This is a genomic window from Citrobacter sp. TBCP-5362 (assembly GCF_005406305.1).
Taxonomy (GTDB): Bacteria; Pseudomonadota; Gammaproteobacteria; order Enterobacterales; family Enterobacteriaceae; genus Citrobacter_B; species Citrobacter_B koseri.
In genome coordinates this window covers 949,055-964,803 of record NZ_CP040234.1, presented here as the reverse complement: position 1 = coordinate 964,803, position 15,749 = coordinate 949,055, and the positions used below count along the sequence as shown (strand labels likewise).

Genomic DNA, 15,749 nt, shown 5'->3' with positions numbered 1-15,749 from the left:
GTCCCCACAATACGCTTACCCTTTATAAAATAACCAGGAAAAATCCGGGTATTAAAGGATGCTTAAGCGAGTTCGCCTTTCACTAAAGGCACAAAGCGAACGGCCTCCACGGTATCGATAATAAATTCGCCTCCCCGGCGACGCACCCGTTTCAAGAACTGATGCTCCTCACCCACGGGTAAAACGAGAATCCCGCCTTCATCCAGTTGCGTCATTAACGCCGTCGGAATTTCCGGCGGAGCTGCCGTCACGATGATGGCGTCAAACGGGGCGCGAGCCTGCCAACCTTGCCATCCATCGCCATGACGAGTTGAAACATTGTGTAAATCAAGCTGTTTCAGGCGACGACGCGCCTGCCATTGCAGCCCTTTAATGCGCTCCACCGAGCACACATGCTGTACCAGATGCGCGAGAATCGCCGTCTGATACCCGGAGCCTGTGCCGATCTCCAGCACTCTGGATTGCGGCGTCAGCTCAAGCAATTCTGTCATTCGCGCCACCATATAGGGCTGCGAAATGGTCTGCCCCTGGCCAATCGGCAAAGCAATATTGTCCCAGGCTTTATGTTCAAACGCTTCATCAATGAATTTTTCACGCGGGACGGCGGCAAGCGCATCCAGCACTTGCTCATCTTTGATGCCCTGAGCGCGCAATTGTTCAAGAAGAGTGTGTACGCGTCTGCTTACCATTGCGCGTCAACTCCCACGCTGTCTAACCAGTCCGAAACCACATCATGCGCGCTATACGCCGTTAAATCCACATGCAGCGGGGTAACGGAGACATAGCCCTCATCCACCGCTGCAAAATCGGTGTCCGGCCCGGCGTCGCATTTGCCGCCCGGCGGGCCGATCCAGTACAGCGTGTTGCCGCGCGGGTCCTGCTGTGGAATAACCTGATCGGCCGGATGGCGGCTGCCGCAGCGGGTTACGCGAATGCCTTTGATTTGATCCAGCGGCAGATCCGGGACATTGATATTCAGAATGCGTCCGGTACGCAGCGGCTCCCGACGTAATGCACGCAAAATAGAGCAGGTTACCGCTGCCGCCGTCTCATAGTGCTGATGGCCGTCAAGCGATACCGCCAGCGCGGGAAAACCCAGGTGACGGCCCTCCATCGCTGCGGCGACGGTCCCGGAATAGATGACATCATCGCCCAGATTAGGGCCCGCGTTAATGCCTGAAACCACAATATCCGGGCGCGGACGCATCAGCGCGTTCACGCCCAGGTAGACGCAGTCGGTCGGCGTGCCCATCTGCACGGCGATATCGCCGTTATCAAAGGTAAAGGTACGAAGCGAGGATTCCAGCGTCAGCGAGTTTGACGCGCCACTGCGGTTACGATCCGGGGCGACGACCTGTACGTCAGCAAACTCACGCAGCGCTTTCGCCAGCGTTTGTATACCGGGCGCGTGGACCCCATCATCGTTACTCAGCAATATGCGCATAATCACCCATTGTGTTAATCAGTTCCCTTACGACGCTGGTGGCGAAACTGCCTGCCGGTAGCCAGAAGCGCAGCTCAACGGTGACGTCATCCCACCAGTTCCAGCGTAATTGTTGCGGATAGAGCAGCATCGCCCTGCGCGCCGCGTCAACCTTTTCGCGTAGCAGTAACGATTGCAGTTCGCTCTCATCCGCAATGGCAGCCTCTTCAAACGCCAGCGCGTCGCGCAGGGTTCCCCACTCGCCGCTACCGGGAAGCGCCGCCGTAATCATCAGTTCTTTTTCGTCAACGCGACGCTGCAATTCCGCCTGTTCTTCCTGCGTGGCCACAAACCAGCTCCCGCGCCCCGCTAATTGTAGCGCATCGCCATCAACAACTTGATTAAAGTCTGGTTTTTTCACGCGTTCGTTGACGATCTGATTAAACAACGCACTGCGGGCCGCCGACAACCAAAAACTGCGTTTATTGCGATCGCGCACCGGCGCATTGCTTTGCGCCCAGCGCAGCGCGCCTTGCAGGTTGCTGCCGCCAATACCGAATCGCTGCGCGCCAAAATAGTTTGGTACGCCGCGCGTATTGATGGCCTGTAGCCGGGCTTCAACATCATCACGATGGCTGACTTCACGCAGCACCAGCGTAAACGCGTTGCCCTTCAGCGCGCCTAAACGCAGCTTACGTTTGTGACGCGCGTACTCCAGCACTTTACAGCCTTCAATCTGGAATGCGCTCAGGTCTGGCATCTCTTTGCCCGGCACGCGCGCGCACAGCCACTGTTCAGTGACGGCATGCTTGTCTTTCTGCCCGGCAAAGCTCACTTCACGGGCATGAATTTTAAGGAATTTCGCCAGCGCATCGGCCACAAAACGGGTGTTACAACCGTTTTTCAGAATGCGAACCAGAATATGTTCGCCTTCGCCATCTGGCTCAAAACCTAAATCTTCAACCACCACAAAATCTTCCGGGTTCGCTTTAAGCAGCCCGGCGCCCTGCGGCTTTCCGTGGAGGTACGTCAGGTTTTCAAACTCGGTCATTTCGCGGCCTTAATCAGTAGCGCCACCGCTTCGCAGGCAATCCCTTCCCCACGCCCGGTGAACCCGAGTCTCTCCGTGGTGGTCGCCTTGACGTTGACATCATCCATATGACAACCAAGATCTTCCGCGATAAACACGCGCATTTGCGGGATATGCGGCAGCATCTTCGGCGCCTGGGCGATAATGGTCACGTCCACGTTACCAAGGGTATAGCCTTTGGCCTGAATGCGTCGCCATGCTTCCCGCAGCAATTCGCGGCTGTCCGCGCCTTTAAAGGCCGGATCGGTATCCGGGAAAAGTTTGCCGATATCGCCAAGCGCCGCCGCGCCGAGCAGCGCATCAGTCAACGCATGCAGCGCCACGTCGCCATCAGAATGCGCCAGCAGCCCTTTGTCATACGGGATGCGCACGCCACCAATGATAATTGGGCCTTCTCCGCCAAAAGCGTGTACGTCAAAACCGTGTCCGATTCGCATTATGCATTCTCCTGATATACACATCATCCTTCAAGCTGCCTCTTTGTTGGCTGCCTTTGTTCACCCCAGTCACTTACTTATGTAAGCTCCTGGGGATGCACTCAGTTGCCGCCTCGATGCAGCCTGAATGATTTTGTGTCTAGATTGTTCGGGTCAGATAAAATTCCGCAAGCGCCAGATCTTCCGGGCGGGTGACTTTTATATTATCAGCCCGGCCTTCAACCAGTTGGGGATGAAAACCGCAATACTCCAGCGCGGACGCCTCATCGGTAATGGTCGCGCCTTCGTTCAGCGCACGGCTCAGGCAATCATGCAGCAGCTCGCGTGGGAAGAATTGCGGCGTTAACGCGTGCCACAGGTCGGTACGCTCTACGGTATGCGCAATGGCGGCTTTACCCGGCTCGGCGCGTTTCATGGTGTCGCGTACCGGAGCGGCGAGGATTCCGCCCGTGCGGCTGGTTTCGCTAAGCGAGAGCAGGCGCGCCAGGTCATCCTGATGCAGACAAGGCCGGGCGGCGTCATGCACCAGCACCCACTGCGCGTCACCAGCCGCCCGTAAGCCTGCCAGTACAGAATCAGCGCGTTCGTCGCCCCCGTCCACGACGGTGACCTGCGGATGTTGCGCCAGAGGAAGTTCGGCGAAGCGGCTGTCGCCAGGGCTGATTGCGATAACGACGCGCGTCACCCGGGGATGCGCCAGCAGCGCATGCACCGAGTGTTCAAGAATGGTTTTATTGCCAATAGAGAGATATTGCTTAGGACATTCCGTTTGCATTCGGCGGCCAAATCCGGCAGCCGGTACCACAGCGCAAACGTCCAATAAAGTGGCTGCCATGTCATTTCCTGGGCTGATTTATCGATTAGTTTGCCCCGCAGCCTGAGCACGTTTAGACGCGTCAGGCACCAGACGGTAAAAAGTTTCGCCCGGTTTGGTCATGCTGAGTTCATTACGCGCGCGCTCCTCGATCGCTTCCTGGCCGCCATTGAGATCGTCAATTTCGGCGAAAAGCTGATCGTTACGCGCTTTAAGTTTCGCATTCGTAGCTTGCTGCGCAGCCACATCATCGTTGACGCGGCTGTAGTCATGTATGCCGTTCTTACCGAACCACAGCGAATACTGCAACCAGACCAGTAAAGTCAGCAGCAGCAGCGTTAGTTTACCCATCCTGCCCCCTGAAAAACGGCACCATCATCCCATAACTTTCCCAGAGACTCTACTCTGAGGCGGGAATGCCGCGACAACGCGGGCAAATGTACCACATTTATCCGCCGATCCGCATATCTCGTGCAGGGAGAACATAATCTTATTGTTGGTTACGGTTTGAATTATGGCCACTCTCGCCCGTCATGAAAAGGGAGGGCTGGCCTACCCCAACAGCCACATGAAGAGCGCGCCAAACATCGCGCCTACCGTTAATAGCGTAGCCGTAATGCTGTAGAACAGTTTGCCGCTCATGATTGAATGCAGGGCCACGCCAACCACAACCGCAACGGGCATGAGCGCCAGGAAGAAGGGCCAGGTATAGAGGAAGAAAAACAGCGTGTTAGGGCCATAGATGAGAAAGGGAATTCCCAACGCCAGCAGCCACGAGGCAAAACCGACCACGGCGCCCGGCAGTGACCAGGTTGTGTCGTCGTCGGTCGTGAGGGCATCTGACCTTGTGATAGTAATGTTATGGCTATTACGCATATCGAATCCTGTAACCTTGACTCACCGGGCATACAAGCCCGGCGGTGTCTCAGGATCTGATAATATCGCCCTGTCTCAGTAGATCTAATAATTGGGCAACCAAATTTGTTACTAATTGTTCACCATCCAGATGAACTTCAGGCGATTCAGGCGTTTCATATACCGAATCAATGCCGGTGAAATTACGCAGTTCACCCGCCCTGGCCTTCTTGTACAGCCCTTTAGGATCGCGCGCTTCACAGGTTGCCAGCGGCGTATCGACAAAAACTTCGATAAACCGCCCCTCCCCGATGCGCTCGCGCACCATCTGCCGCTCCGCGCGATGCGGCGAAATAAACGCCGTCAGCACCACCAGCCCGGCATCCACCATCAGGTTCGCAACCTCCCCCACCCGGCGGATATTCTCTTTACGGTCTGCGTCGCTAAAGCCAAGATCGCTGCACAGGCCGTGACGGACATTATCGCCATCCAGCAGCCAGGTGCTGACGCCCAGCTTATGCAGGGCCTCTTCCAGCGCGCCTGCAATCGTTGATTTCCCCGAACCGGAAAGTCCCGTAAACCAGACCACAGCCCCTTTATGCCCATGCAGCGCTTCACGATCTTCGCGCGTCACCGCATGGGCATGCCAGACGACGTTTTCGTCATGCCGCGCCATTACTTGCCTCCCAGCAAATCACGCGCGCCCCAGTGCGGGAAGTGGCGACGGATCAGCGCGTTCAGTTCCAGCTCAAAATCGCTGACCCCGGAAGGCGTCGCGGCGGTGCGCTCAATAGGCTCACGCACCAGCCCCGCGCCAACGGTCACGTTGGACAGCCGGTCGATGATGATTAACCCGCCAGTGACCGGGTTCTGCTGGTATGTATCCAGCACTAACGGTTCGTCAAAAGTCAGTTCGACCAGGCCGATACCGTTCAACGGCAGGCTTTCCACCTCGCGCTGGGTCAGGTTGTTGATATCAACCTGATGGCGAATGGCATCGACGCGCGCACGGGTCTTTTTACCGGCAATCTTGATGTCATAACTCTGCCCGGCCGACAGCGGTTGTTCCGCCATCCATACCACATCAACGGCGGCGCTCTGTACAGCAGGCAGGTTTTCGCCTGCATCCAGCAACAAATCGCCACGGCTGATGTCGATTTCATCTTTCAGCACCAGCGTAATCGCTTCACCGGCGTGCGCCTCTTGCAGATCGCCATCAAAGGTGACGATGCGCGCCACGTTGGATTCAACGCCGGACGGCAGAACTTTGACACGCTGCCCGACCTTCACGCTGCCGGAGGCCAGCGTTCCGGCATAACCACGGAAATCGAGGTTCGGACGGTTCACATACTGTACCGGGAAGCGCATCGGCTGGGTGTCGACAACCCGCTGGATCTCAACCGTCTCCAGCACTTCCAGCAGCGTCGGGCCGTTGTACCACGGCATACTGGCGCTCTGGGTCGCGACGTTATCCCCTTCCAGCGCAGAGAGCGGCACAAAGCGGATGTCCAGGTTCCCCGGCAGCTGCCCGGCAAACGTCAGGTAGTCTTCGCGAATACGGGCGAACGTCTCCTCGCTGAACCCCACCAGATCCATCTTGTTGATCGCCACCACCAGGTGTTTAATGCCCAGCAGCGTAGAGATAAAACTGTGGCGGCGGGTCTGATCCAGCACGCCTTTGCGGGCGTCGATCAGCAGGATCGCCAGATCGCAGGTCGATGCGCCGGTCGCCATGTTACGCGTGTACTGCTCGTGCCCTGGCGTGTCGGCAATAATAAATTTGCGTTTCTCGGTCGAGAAATAGCGGTACGCCACATCAATGGTAATTCCCTGCTCGCGCTCAGCCTGCAACCCGTCGACCAGCAGCGCCAGATCGAGTTTTTCACCCTGGGTGCCATGACGCTTACTGTCGTTATGCAGCGACGAGAGCTGATCTTCATAAATCTGACGCGTATCGTGCAGCAGTCTGCCAATCAGCGTGCTTTTACCGTCATCGACGCTGCCGCAGGTCAGGAAGCGCAGCAGGCTTTTGTATTGCTGGGCAACCATCCAGGCTTCGACGCCGCCTTCATTAGCGATTTGTTGTGCAAGTGTGGTGTTCATGGCGGCTCCTTAGAAATACCCCTGACGTTTCTTCAGCTCCATTGAGCCCGCCTGGTCGCGGTCAATCACGCGCCCCTGACGTTCACTGGTGGTCGAGACCAGCATCTCTTCAATAATTTCCGGCAGCGTCTGCGCGCTGGATTCCACCGCCCCCGTGAGCGGCCAGCAGCCGAGGGTACGGAAACGCACCATGCGTTTTTTGATCACCTCGCCGGGTTGCAGGTCAATACGATCGTCATCGATCATCATCAGCATGCCGTCGCGCTCCAGCACCGGGCGCTCAGCGGCCAGGTACAGCGGCACGATCTCGATATTTTCCAGCCAGATGTACTGCCAGATATCCTGCTCGGTCCAGTTAGAGAGCGGGAAAACGCGGATGCTTTCACCTTTGTTAATCTGCCCGTTGTAGTTGTGCCATAGCTCCGGGCGCTGGTTTTTCGGGTCCCAGCGATGAAAACGGTCGCGGAAGGAGTAAATACGCTCTTTGGCGCGCGACTTCTCTTCGTCGCGGCGCGCGCCGCCGAACGCGGCGTCAAAGCCATATTTATCCAACGCCTGTTTCAACCCTTCGGTTTTCATAATATCGGTGTGTTTAGCGCTGCCGTGAACGAACGGGTTAATCCCCATCGCCACCCCTTCCGGGTTTTTATGCACCAGCAGTTCACAACCGTAGGCCTTTGCGGTGCGATCGCGGAATTCGTACATCTCACGAAACTTCCAGCCGGTATCAACGTGCAGCAGCGGAAACGGCAACGAGCCTGGATAAAACGCTTTACGCGCCAGATGCAGCATGACGCTGGAATCTTTACCGATGGAATACATCATCACCGGATTAGAAAATTCGGCGGCCACCTCGCGAATGATATGGATGCTTTCCGCTTCCAGCTGCCGCAGGTGGGTGAGTCGTTTTTGGTCCATAACCGTTCCTTTGCAATACCGCTATTTTGCTAAACATTCAGATAACACGACTATAGGGAGCGCAGGAGAACGAATGAAATTACGAATTGGAATGAGTAGTTCCTCAAAGGAATAACGATTTGAGAAAGCAAATATCAAAAAGTGCTTAACCCACCGAATTTAGGGCATTTCAGAGCAAATGAAATTGTTTTACGGCAATCACGGTTTCATACTAAGCGGGTAAAAATTTCTGCTCTGTATTTAAGGACTCACTATGTTTTCCGCATCGCGCCTCCGTGCAGCGCTCCTGGCGCTCGGCGTATGCTTTATCCTTCCCGCGCAGGCAACGTCACCGAAGCCTGGCGATATCGCCAATATTCAGGCACGACACATTGCAACATTCTTTCCCGGCAGAATGACCGGAACACCGGCGGAGATGCTCTCTGCCGATTATTTACGTCAGCAATTTGAGCAGATGGGATATCGCAGCGATATCCGAACATTTAATAGCCGCTATATTTATACCGCCAGGAATAATCGCAAGAACTGGCATAACGTGACGGGCAGTACCGTTATTGCGGCGCACGAAGGGAAAGCGCCGCAACAAATTATTATTATGGCGCACCTGGATACCTATGCGCCGCTGAGCGATGCCGATACCGACGCCAATCTCGGCGGTTTAACCTTGCAGGGCATTGACGATAACGCCGCCGGGCTGGGCGTGATGCTGGAACTGGCTGAACGCCTGAAAGACATCCCGACGCAGTACGGCATCCGCTTTATCGCCACCAGCGGTGAAGAAGAGGGAAAACTGGGCGCAGAAAACCTGCTTAAGCGGATGAGCGCCGCTGAGAAGAAAAATACGCTGCTGGTAATTAACCTTGATAACCTGATTGTCGGCGACAAACTCTACTTCAACAGCGGGCAGCAAACGCCGGAAGCCGTACGCAAACTGACGCGCGACCGGGCGCTGACGATTGCGCGCAGCCACGGTATCGCCGCCGCGACCAATCCGGGTCTGAACAAGGATTACCCGAAAGGCACAGGCTGCTGTAACGACGCCGAAGTCTTCGATAAAGCCGGTATTTCCGTGCTGTCGGTTGAGGCCACCAACTGGAATCTGGGGAAAAAAGACGGCTATCAGCAGCGTGCGAAAACGCCTTCATTCCCGGCCGGAAACAGCTGGCACGATGTGCGTCTGGATAACCAACAGCACATCGACAAGGCGCTACCAGGAAGAATTGAACACCGCAGTCGCGATGTCGTGCGCATCATGTTGCCGCTGGTAAAAGAACTGGCGAAAGCCGGTAAAGCCTGATGTGTCGCCCGGTGGCGGCTACGCCTTACCGGGCCTACAGAACAGCGCCATCAGGCAAAACAATCACCCTTCGTGCTGTCTGGTAGGCCTGATAAGCGCAGCGCCATCAGGCAAACAATCACCCTTCGTGCAGCCCGCACTCGCGCTTCAGCCCGAAGAATCGCGTCTCTTCTTCTGCCATGCCGGGCTCCCATTTACGGGTGGTGTGGGTATCGCCAACCGACAGATAGCCCTGATCCCATAACGGATGGTATTTCAGACCGTGTTTTTGCAGATACTGGTACACCGTCCGGTTATCCCAGTCGATGATGGGCAGCACTTTAAAAACGCCGCGCTGAATCGCCAGCACAGGCAGATGCGCCCGGCTCCCGGATTGTTCGCGGCGCAGGCCAGCAAACCACGTTTGCGCGTTAAGCTCTTTTAACGCCCGGTTCATCGGCTCGACTTTGTTGATGTCATTGTATTTCTCAATGCCCTCAACGCCTTGCTCCCACAGTTTACCGTAGCGGGCTTCCTGCCAGGCCGCGCTTTCCGTCGCACGATAGACTTTCAGGTTCAGATTCAGCTTTTCCGTCAGCTCATCAATAAACTGGTAGGTTTCCGGGAACAGATAGCCGGTATCGGTCAGGATAACCGGAATATCCGGGCGAATCTGGTTAACCAGATGCAGGCTGACCGCCGCCTGAATACCAAAGCTCGACGAGAGCACGTATTCACCGGGTAGATTCTCCAGCGCCCACGCCACGCGTCCTTCAGCATCCTGCTTTTCCAGCTGCGCGTTGGTTTCAGCCAGCGCCATGACGCGCTCGACTTTTGGCAATTCATTCAGGGCGTTTAGATCGAGTACGGACATAAGTTCCTCACTGTTTGCCTTGCCTGATGGCGCTACGCTTATCAGGCCTACCGTCTACGTAGGCCGGATAAGGCATTTATGCCGCCATCCGGCGATGCACGTTATTCCCAGAAATCCCGGGCGGGATCGAGCACCGGGCGAATGATGCCCGCACGCACCGTAAAGTCGCCGAAGCCTTCACCCGCTTCGCGCTCTTTCACCCAGCGCCCAATCAGTTCATCCAGCGACGCCAGAATTTCCGGCTCGGTAATATTCTCTTTGAACATACGCGGGATACGCGTTCCGATGCGATTGCCGCCCAGATGCAGGTTATAACGGCCCGGCGCTTTCCCCACCAGACCGACTTCCGCCAGCATGGCGCGTCCGCAGCCATTTGGGCAGCCCGTCACGCGCAGCACGATGTGCTCATCGCTCACGCCGTGGTGGGTCATCAACGCGTCCACTTTATCGACAAAGGTCGGCAGGAAACGCTCCGCTTCCGCCATCGCCAGCGGGCAGGTCGGGAACGATACGCAGGCCATCGAGTTTTCACGCTGCGACGTGACCGCATTCATCAGGCCGTGGTTGCGCGCCAGTTTTTCAATCTTCGCTTTCTGGCTTTCCGGCACGCCGGCAATGATCAGGTTCTGGTTGGCGGTAATACGGAATTCACCCTTATGGATCTTCGCGATCTCCAGCAGGCCTGTTTTCAGCGGGCGCCCCGGATAATCCAGAATACGGCCATTCTCAATAAACAGCGTCAGGTGCCATTTGTTGTCGATACCTTTCACCCAACCGATGCGATCGCCGCGCCCGGTAAATTCATACGGGCGGATCGGTTCAAATTTGATGCCTGCACGACGCTCGACTTCCGCCTTGAACGTCTCGACCCCAACACGCTCCAGAGTGTATTTGGTTTTGGCGTTTTTACGATCGGTGCGATTACCCCAGTCGCGCTGAGTCGTCACCACCGCTTCCGCCACCGCCAGGGTATGCTCCAGCGGCAGATAGCCGAACTCGCTCGCGGTGCGGGCATACGTTTTCTTGTTCCCGTGCTCAATGGAAAGCCCGCCGCCGACCAGCAGGTTAAAGCCCACCAGCTTGCCGTTTTCCGCCACGGCGACAAAGTTCATGTCGTTGGCGTGCAGATCGATGTCGTTCTGCGGCGGGATCACCACGGTCGTTTTGAACTTACGCGGCAGATAGGTCTGGCCGAGGATCGGCTCCTCATCCGTTGTGGCGACCTTTTCCTGATCAAGCCAGATCTCCGCATAGGCGCGGGTACGCGGCAGCAAATGCTCGGAGATCTTTTTCGCCCACTCATAGGCTTCGGCATGCAGCTCAGACTCATACGGGTTAGAGGTGCACAGCACGTTACGGTTCATGTCGTTGGCGGTCGCCAGCGCGTCCAGCCCAACGGAGTGCAGCATCTGATGTACCGGCTTCACGTTCTTTTTCAGAATACCGTGGAACTGGAAGGTCTGACGGTTAGTCAGGCGAATGCTGCCGTAAATCGTATTTTCAGCGGCGAATTTATCAATCGCCTGCCACTGTCTGGTGGTGATAACCCCCCCGGCAGACGGCAACGCAGCAGCATCGCATGACGCGGCTCCAGCTTCTGCTCGGCGCGCTCGGCGCGAATATCGCGGTCATCCTGCTGGTACATACCGTGAAAACGGATCAGCAGAAAGTTGTCGCCTTTAAAACCGCCGGTCAGGCCGTCATTCAAATCTTCAGCAATGGTGCCGCGCAGGTAGTTGCTCTCAAGCTTCATGCGCTCGGCATCTGCCAGTTTACCTTCGACCACCAGTGGGCCTGGATGTTTTTCGCTCATTAGTAGACATCTCGCTGATAACGGCGCTCAACGCGCAGCTCACTTAAAAATTCATCCGCCGCTTCGGCATCCATACCGCCGAATTCGGCAATCACTTCCAGCAGTGCCTGCTCAACGTCTTTCGCCATGCGATTGGCGTCGCCGCAGACATAAATGTGCGCGCCGTCATTAATCCAGCGCCACAGCTCTGCGCCCTGTTCGCGCAGTTTGTCTTGTACGTATATTTTTTCTTTTTGATCGCGGGACCAGGCCAGATCGATGCGGCTCAGGACGCCCTCTTTGACGTAGCGCTGCCATTCCACCTGGTAGAGAAAATCTTCGGTAAAGTGCGGGTTGCCAAAGAACAACCAGTTTTTACCCGGCGCTTCATCTGCCGCACGCTGCTGCATAAAGGCGCGGAAAGGGGCGATCCCGGTGCCTGGACCAATCATGATTACCGGTGTTTCCGGGTTGGCCGGCAGACGGAAATTATCGTTGTGTTCGATAAATACGCGCACTTCACCCTCTTCTTCCACGCGGTCGGCCAGGAAGCTTGATGCCCCGCCCGCCCGTGCCCGACCTTCTATTTCATAACGCACGGCGCCTACGGTGATATGTACTTCGCTCTCGACTTCCGCCTGGGAAGAGGCTATCGAGTAAAGACGCGGCGTTAGCGGGCGCAGCAGCCCCACCAGCGCGTCAGCATCCAGCTGAGCCGGAGAGAAACGCAGCATATCAACGACAGGCGTCGTCGCGGCGTAATGCTGCAACTGGGCTTTATCACCCACCAGCGGCAACAGCGATTCGCTGCGGGTCAGCGTGGCGTAGTTTTCCACGATATTGGCGGTGTTCACCGTCAGCTCAAAATGCCACTGCAAGGCTTCGGCAAGCGGCAGCACCTTACCGTTAACGGTAACCGGCTCCGTGCCTTTCAGCCAGACCAGTTCGACGATCTCTTTGACCAGTTCAGGATCGTTCTGATACCAGACGCCCAGGGCATCGCCCGGCTGATAACGCAGGCCGGAATCGCCCAGATCGATTTCGATATGGCGCACATCTTTTTCCGAGTCGCGGCCGGTGATTTTCTGATTGACGGCGAGCGAGGCGCTCAGCGGCGCTTCTTTGGTATAAGGGCTGGAATGCACGTCATTCACGGCCCCCGTTGCCGCGACAGCGACCTGCGCTGCCGATGCGCTCGGCGCGCGCGCTTTCAGTACGTCAACAACGCGAGCCCGCCATTCTTGTGCCGCCGCCTGGTATTCCACATCCGCATCGACGCGATCGAGCAGACGCTCCCCCCCCAGTTCCGCCAGCTTGCTGTCGAAATCTTTACCCGCCTGGCAGAAAAATTCATAGGAGGTATCGCCGAGGCCAAAGACGGCGAAGGCGGTGTTGTCGAGCTTCGGCGCTTTTTTAGAGAACAGAAACTTACGCAGCGCAACGGCTTCTTCCGGCGGCTCGCCTTCGCCCTGCGTGGACGCGACCACGATCAGCAGCTTTTCATTGGCGATCTGTTTGAATTTGTAGTCGCCCGCATTAACCAGCGTGACGCTCAGTTTTGCCGCCAGCAGGTCATCGCGCAGGGCTTCCGCCACGCGCCGCGCATTGCCGGTTTGCGATGCAGAAATAAGCGTAATACCCGGCATTTCAGCGACAGGCGCTGGCGTGGCGGCGAGCGTGCCCGGCTGCTGGTTCAGCATTCCCCAGAAATAGCCGGAAACCCAGGCAAGCTGGGTGGGAGAAAGATCGGTTGTGGCCGCCTGAAGGCGTGCCAGCTGCTCCGGGTTTAGCGGAAGCAAAGCGGATGGTGGGGCCTGTGTTGTCATGCGTCGTTATGTTCCAGTAGCAAAGCGGAATTTATGCAAAAAGACCAAACTAGCGATAAGGTTAACGGCGGGGATAATAACAATTAAAGAAGGGATGGAAATAACAAATAACCAAATGAACTAACCTGTTTTAGTTATAGTTATTAACAACAAAAGCGATTAAATAACCTATTGAAATAGAAAGAAATAATTCACGATTCTTGTGTAAATCTCATTATCCGCGCGTCAACGCCGTTTTAGTTAATGATAAAAAATGTGCTTTCCGGTACCCTACGGCGGTTTTTGTATTCTTGAGAGTTAATCATCCATGTCCACCACCTTGTTTAAAGATTTCACCTTTGAAGCCGCTCACCGCCTGCCCCACGTACCGGAAGGGCATAAATGTGGCCGCCTGCATGGTCATTCATTTATGGTGCGCCTTGAAATTACCGGTGACGTCGATCCGCATACCGGTTGGATCATGGATTTCGCCGAACTGAAAGCCGCGTTCAAACCGACGTACGATCGTCTGGATCATTATTATCTGAACGATATTCCAGGTCTGGAAAATCCAACCAGCGAAGTGCTGGCAAAATGGATTTGGGATCAGGTTAAACCTGCCGTACCGCTGCTGAGCGCAGTAATGGTGAAAGAGACCTGCACAGCAGGCTGCGTGTATCGCGGCGAGTGATTTTTTCGTTTGTGTCGCGGGTCAATTTTCCTTAAATAACGTTATGTTAGGGTTGTGTTCTCAGGATTTCTGGAGCACAACATGGCTGACGATTTCGATATCATCATCATCGGTGCAGGGATAGCGGGCACCGCTTGTGCTTTACGCTGTGCGCGGGCTGGACTCTCAGTCCTGCTGCTTGAACGCGGTGAGTTTCCCGGCAGCAAAAATCTTTCCGGCGGTCGTTTATATTGTCATGCGCTCGCCGAACTTCTTCCCGACGTTCACCAGTCCGCCCCCCTTGAACGCCGTATCACTCAGGAAAACCTCACGCTATTAACCCGTGATGGCGCGACAACCTGGTCCAGTCTGCAACCAGACGGTGACTCATGGAGCCTACTGCGAGCCCGCTTCGATCCCTGGTTTGTCGCTCAGGCCGAGGCCGCAGGGGTACAGTGCGTTAACGGCATTACGGTTGAAGCGCTCCATATTGAAGATGGCCGAGTCTGCGGCGTCATGTGCGAAGATGAAACGCTGCGCGCCCGTTATGTCGTGCTGGCCGAAGGAGCAAACAGCGTACTGGCGGAACGGTATGGATTCCTGCCTCGCCCCGCCGCGACATCAATGGCGCTGGGGATCAAGGAGGTGCTGGCGCTGGATAAACAAACGCTTGAAGAGCGCTTCCGATTGTCCGGGGCGGAAGGTGCCGCCATGTTGTTTAGCGGAGAAATTTGCGGCGATCTCCCTGGCGGCGCGTTTCTTTATACCAACCAGGAGACGCTCTCTTTAGGCGTAGTGTGTCCACTCTCTTCTGTTGCGCAGAGCGACATTCCGACAGTCGAAATGCTGGAACGGCTCAAAGCACATCCAGCGCTGCGTCCTTTGCTCAGAGGCAGCGAAACGCTGGAGTACGGCGCACATCTGGTGCCGGAAGGCGGCTTACACAGCATGCCCGTCCAGTACGCAGGCGAAGGCTGGCTGCTGACAGGCGATGCGTTGCGCAGCTGCGTCAATACCGGCTTCTCCGTACGCGGTATGGATATGGCGCTCATCGGCGCTCAGGCGGCCGCGCAAACCCTGATTAACGCCTGCCAGAAACATGCGCCGCAAAATCTGTTCCCGGCCTATCATCAGGACATCCGGCACAGTCTGCTGTGGGAGGTTTTGCAACGCTATCGGGATGTTCCCGCGCTGTTGCAGCGCCCGGGATGGTATCGTCAATGGCCTGCATTAATGCAGGATATTTCTCACGAGCTCTGGCATCAGGGGCATCATCCTGTGCCGCCGCTGCGCCAGATCGTCTGGCGTCATTTTCGCCGTCACGGCCTGCGCCATCTGGCAGGCGATATTATCAGGAGCTTACGATGTCTGTAGCCCGCAACATCTGGCGCCCCGCCGATATTTCCCATATCGTTACGGCTGCCGCTGTCGACAGCAAAACGGCAGAACGGCTGATCACGTCCTGCCCCGCCGGACTCTTTTCCCGCACGCCGGAAGGGGGCCTGCAAGTCGACTTTCGCGGCTGCCTGGAGTGTGGCGCCTGTCGACTACTGTGTGATGAAAAAACGCTGCAACAGTGGCGCTACCCGGCATCTGGGTTTGGCATCACTTACCGATTTGGCTAATTTGATACTCTAAATAATTCGAGTTGCGAGGAAAGCCAACGCACCAGCAAATTGAAGTATGACGAGT

16 protein-coding genes and 1 pseudogene are annotated in these 15,749 nt (G+C 56.2%); 4 read left to right on the top strand and 13 right to left on the bottom strand.

Annotation, left to right across the window (positions count from 1 at the left end; genetic code table 11):
* Nucleotides 1-62: 62 nt before the first annotated feature.
* The 10 genes from pcm to cysD all read right to left on the bottom strand — a co-directional run bounded on the left by pcm (nt 63) and on the right by cysD (nt 7,640).
* Nucleotides 63-689: a protein-L-isoaspartate O-methyltransferase gene (pcm, locus tag FD428_RS04650; protein ID WP_012134859.1), complete on the bottom strand. Its 627-nt coding sequence runs from the start codon at nt 687-689 to the stop codon at nt 63-65.
* On the bottom strand, nt 683-1,444 hold the full coding sequence (surE, locus tag FD428_RS04645; protein WP_012134860.1) for a 5'/3'-nucleotidase SurE: 762 nt from the start codon (nt 1,442-1,444) through the stop codon (nt 683-685). Before surE ends, pcm begins: the two co-directional genes overlap by 7 nt.
* Nucleotides 1,425-2,474, bottom strand: a complete 1,050-nt coding sequence (truD, locus tag FD428_RS04640; protein ID WP_114848666.1) for a tRNA pseudouridine(13) synthase TruD — start codon at nt 2,472-2,474, stop codon at nt 1,425-1,427. Before truD ends, surE begins: the two co-directional genes overlap by 20 nt.
* Nucleotides 2,471-2,950 carry a 2-C-methyl-D-erythritol 2,4-cyclodiphosphate synthase gene (gene ispF / locus FD428_RS04635; RefSeq protein WP_114848667.1) on the bottom strand — a complete coding sequence of 160 codons (480 nt, stop codon included), beginning with the start codon at nt 2,948-2,950 and terminating at the stop codon, nt 2,471-2,473. The genes truD and ispF overlap by 4 nt, the downstream gene beginning before the upstream one ends.
* Nucleotides 2,951-3,089: 139 nt before the next feature.
* A complete protein-coding gene (ispD, locus tag FD428_RS04630; RefSeq protein ID WP_012134863.1) occupies nt 3,090-3,785 on the bottom strand; it encodes a 2-C-methyl-D-erythritol 4-phosphate cytidylyltransferase in 696 nt (231 codons plus the stop codon).
* A gap of 18 nt (nt 3,786-3,803) precedes the next feature.
* On the bottom strand, nt 3,804-4,115 hold the full coding sequence (gene ftsB, locus FD428_RS04625; RefSeq protein WP_012134864.1) for a cell division protein FtsB: 312 nt from the start codon (nt 4,113-4,115) through the stop codon (nt 3,804-3,806).
* A gap of 201 nt (nt 4,116-4,316) precedes the next feature.
* Nucleotides 4,317-4,640, bottom strand: coding sequence for a DUF3561 family protein (locus tag FD428_RS04620; protein ID WP_012134865.1), 324 nt, complete (start codon nt 4,638-4,640; stop codon nt 4,317-4,319).
* A 49-nt stretch (nt 4,641-4,689) separates the two neighbouring features.
* A complete protein-coding gene (cysC, locus tag FD428_RS04615; protein ID WP_114848668.1) occupies nt 4,690-5,295 on the bottom strand; it encodes an adenylyl-sulfate kinase in 606 nt (201 codons plus the stop codon).
* Nucleotides 5,295-6,722, bottom strand: coding sequence for a sulfate adenylyltransferase subunit CysN (gene cysN / locus FD428_RS04610; protein WP_114848669.1), 1,428 nt, complete (start codon nt 6,720-6,722; stop codon nt 5,295-5,297). The genes cysC and cysN overlap by 1 nt, the downstream gene beginning before the upstream one ends.
* A gap of 9 nt (nt 6,723-6,731) precedes the next feature.
* Nucleotides 6,732-7,640 (bottom strand): sulfate adenylyltransferase subunit CysD, encoded by a 909-nt coding sequence (gene cysD / locus FD428_RS04605; protein ID WP_047461624.1) that lies wholly within the window; start codon nt 7,638-7,640, stop codon nt 6,732-6,734.
* Between the two features lie 253 nt (nt 7,641-7,893).
* On the opposite strand from cysD, the gene FD428_RS04600 reads away from it, so the two are divergent.
* Nucleotides 7,894-8,937 (top strand): aminopeptidase, encoded by a 1,044-nt coding sequence (locus FD428_RS04600; protein WP_114848670.1) that lies wholly within the window; start codon nt 7,894-7,896, stop codon nt 8,935-8,937.
* A 118-nt stretch (nt 8,938-9,055) separates the two neighbouring features.
* Here the strand turns inward: FD428_RS04600 and cysH are convergent, their stop codons facing one another.
* From cysH to cysJ, 3 genes and pseudogenes are all read right to left on the bottom strand, one after another.
* Nucleotides 9,056-9,790, bottom strand: a complete 735-nt coding sequence (cysH, locus tag FD428_RS04595; protein WP_049008633.1) for a phosphoadenosine phosphosulfate reductase — start codon at nt 9,788-9,790, stop codon at nt 9,056-9,058.
* A 101-nt stretch (nt 9,791-9,891) separates the two neighbouring features.
* Nucleotides 9,892-11,603, bottom strand: a pseudogene (gene cysI / locus FD428_RS04585) (assimilatory sulfite reductase (NADPH) hemoprotein subunit).
* The gene (gene cysJ / locus FD428_RS04580) at nt 11,603-13,408 is read right to left on the bottom strand and encodes an NADPH-dependent assimilatory sulfite reductase flavoprotein subunit (RefSeq protein ID WP_114848671.1); all 1,806 of its coding nucleotides are present in this window, start codon (nt 13,406-13,408) and stop codon (nt 11,603-11,605) included. Before cysJ ends, cysI begins: the two are co-directional and overlap by 1 nt.
* A 307-nt stretch (nt 13,409-13,715) precedes the next feature.
* Here cysJ and queD point away from each other — a divergent pair, with 307 nt between their 5' ends.
* The 3 genes from queD (at nt 13,716) to FD428_RS04565 (ending at nt 15,682) form a co-directional block, all read left to right on the top strand.
* Nucleotides 13,716-14,078: a 6-carboxytetrahydropterin synthase QueD gene (queD, locus tag FD428_RS04575; RefSeq protein ID WP_012134875.1), complete on the top strand. Its 363-nt coding sequence runs from the start codon at nt 13,716-13,718 to the stop codon at nt 14,076-14,078.
* A gap of 81 nt (nt 14,079-14,159) precedes the next feature.
* Nucleotides 14,160-15,431 carry an FAD-dependent oxidoreductase gene (locus FD428_RS04570; RefSeq protein ID WP_114848672.1) on the top strand — a complete coding sequence of 424 codons (1,272 nt, stop codon included), beginning with the start codon at nt 14,160-14,162 and terminating at the stop codon, nt 15,429-15,431.
* Nucleotides 15,422-15,682 (top strand): ferredoxin, encoded by a 261-nt coding sequence (locus FD428_RS04565; RefSeq protein ID WP_012134877.1) that lies wholly within the window; start codon nt 15,422-15,424, stop codon nt 15,680-15,682. The genes FD428_RS04570 and FD428_RS04565 overlap by 10 nt, the downstream gene beginning before the upstream one ends.
* Nucleotides 15,683-15,749: the final 67 nt, after the last annotated feature.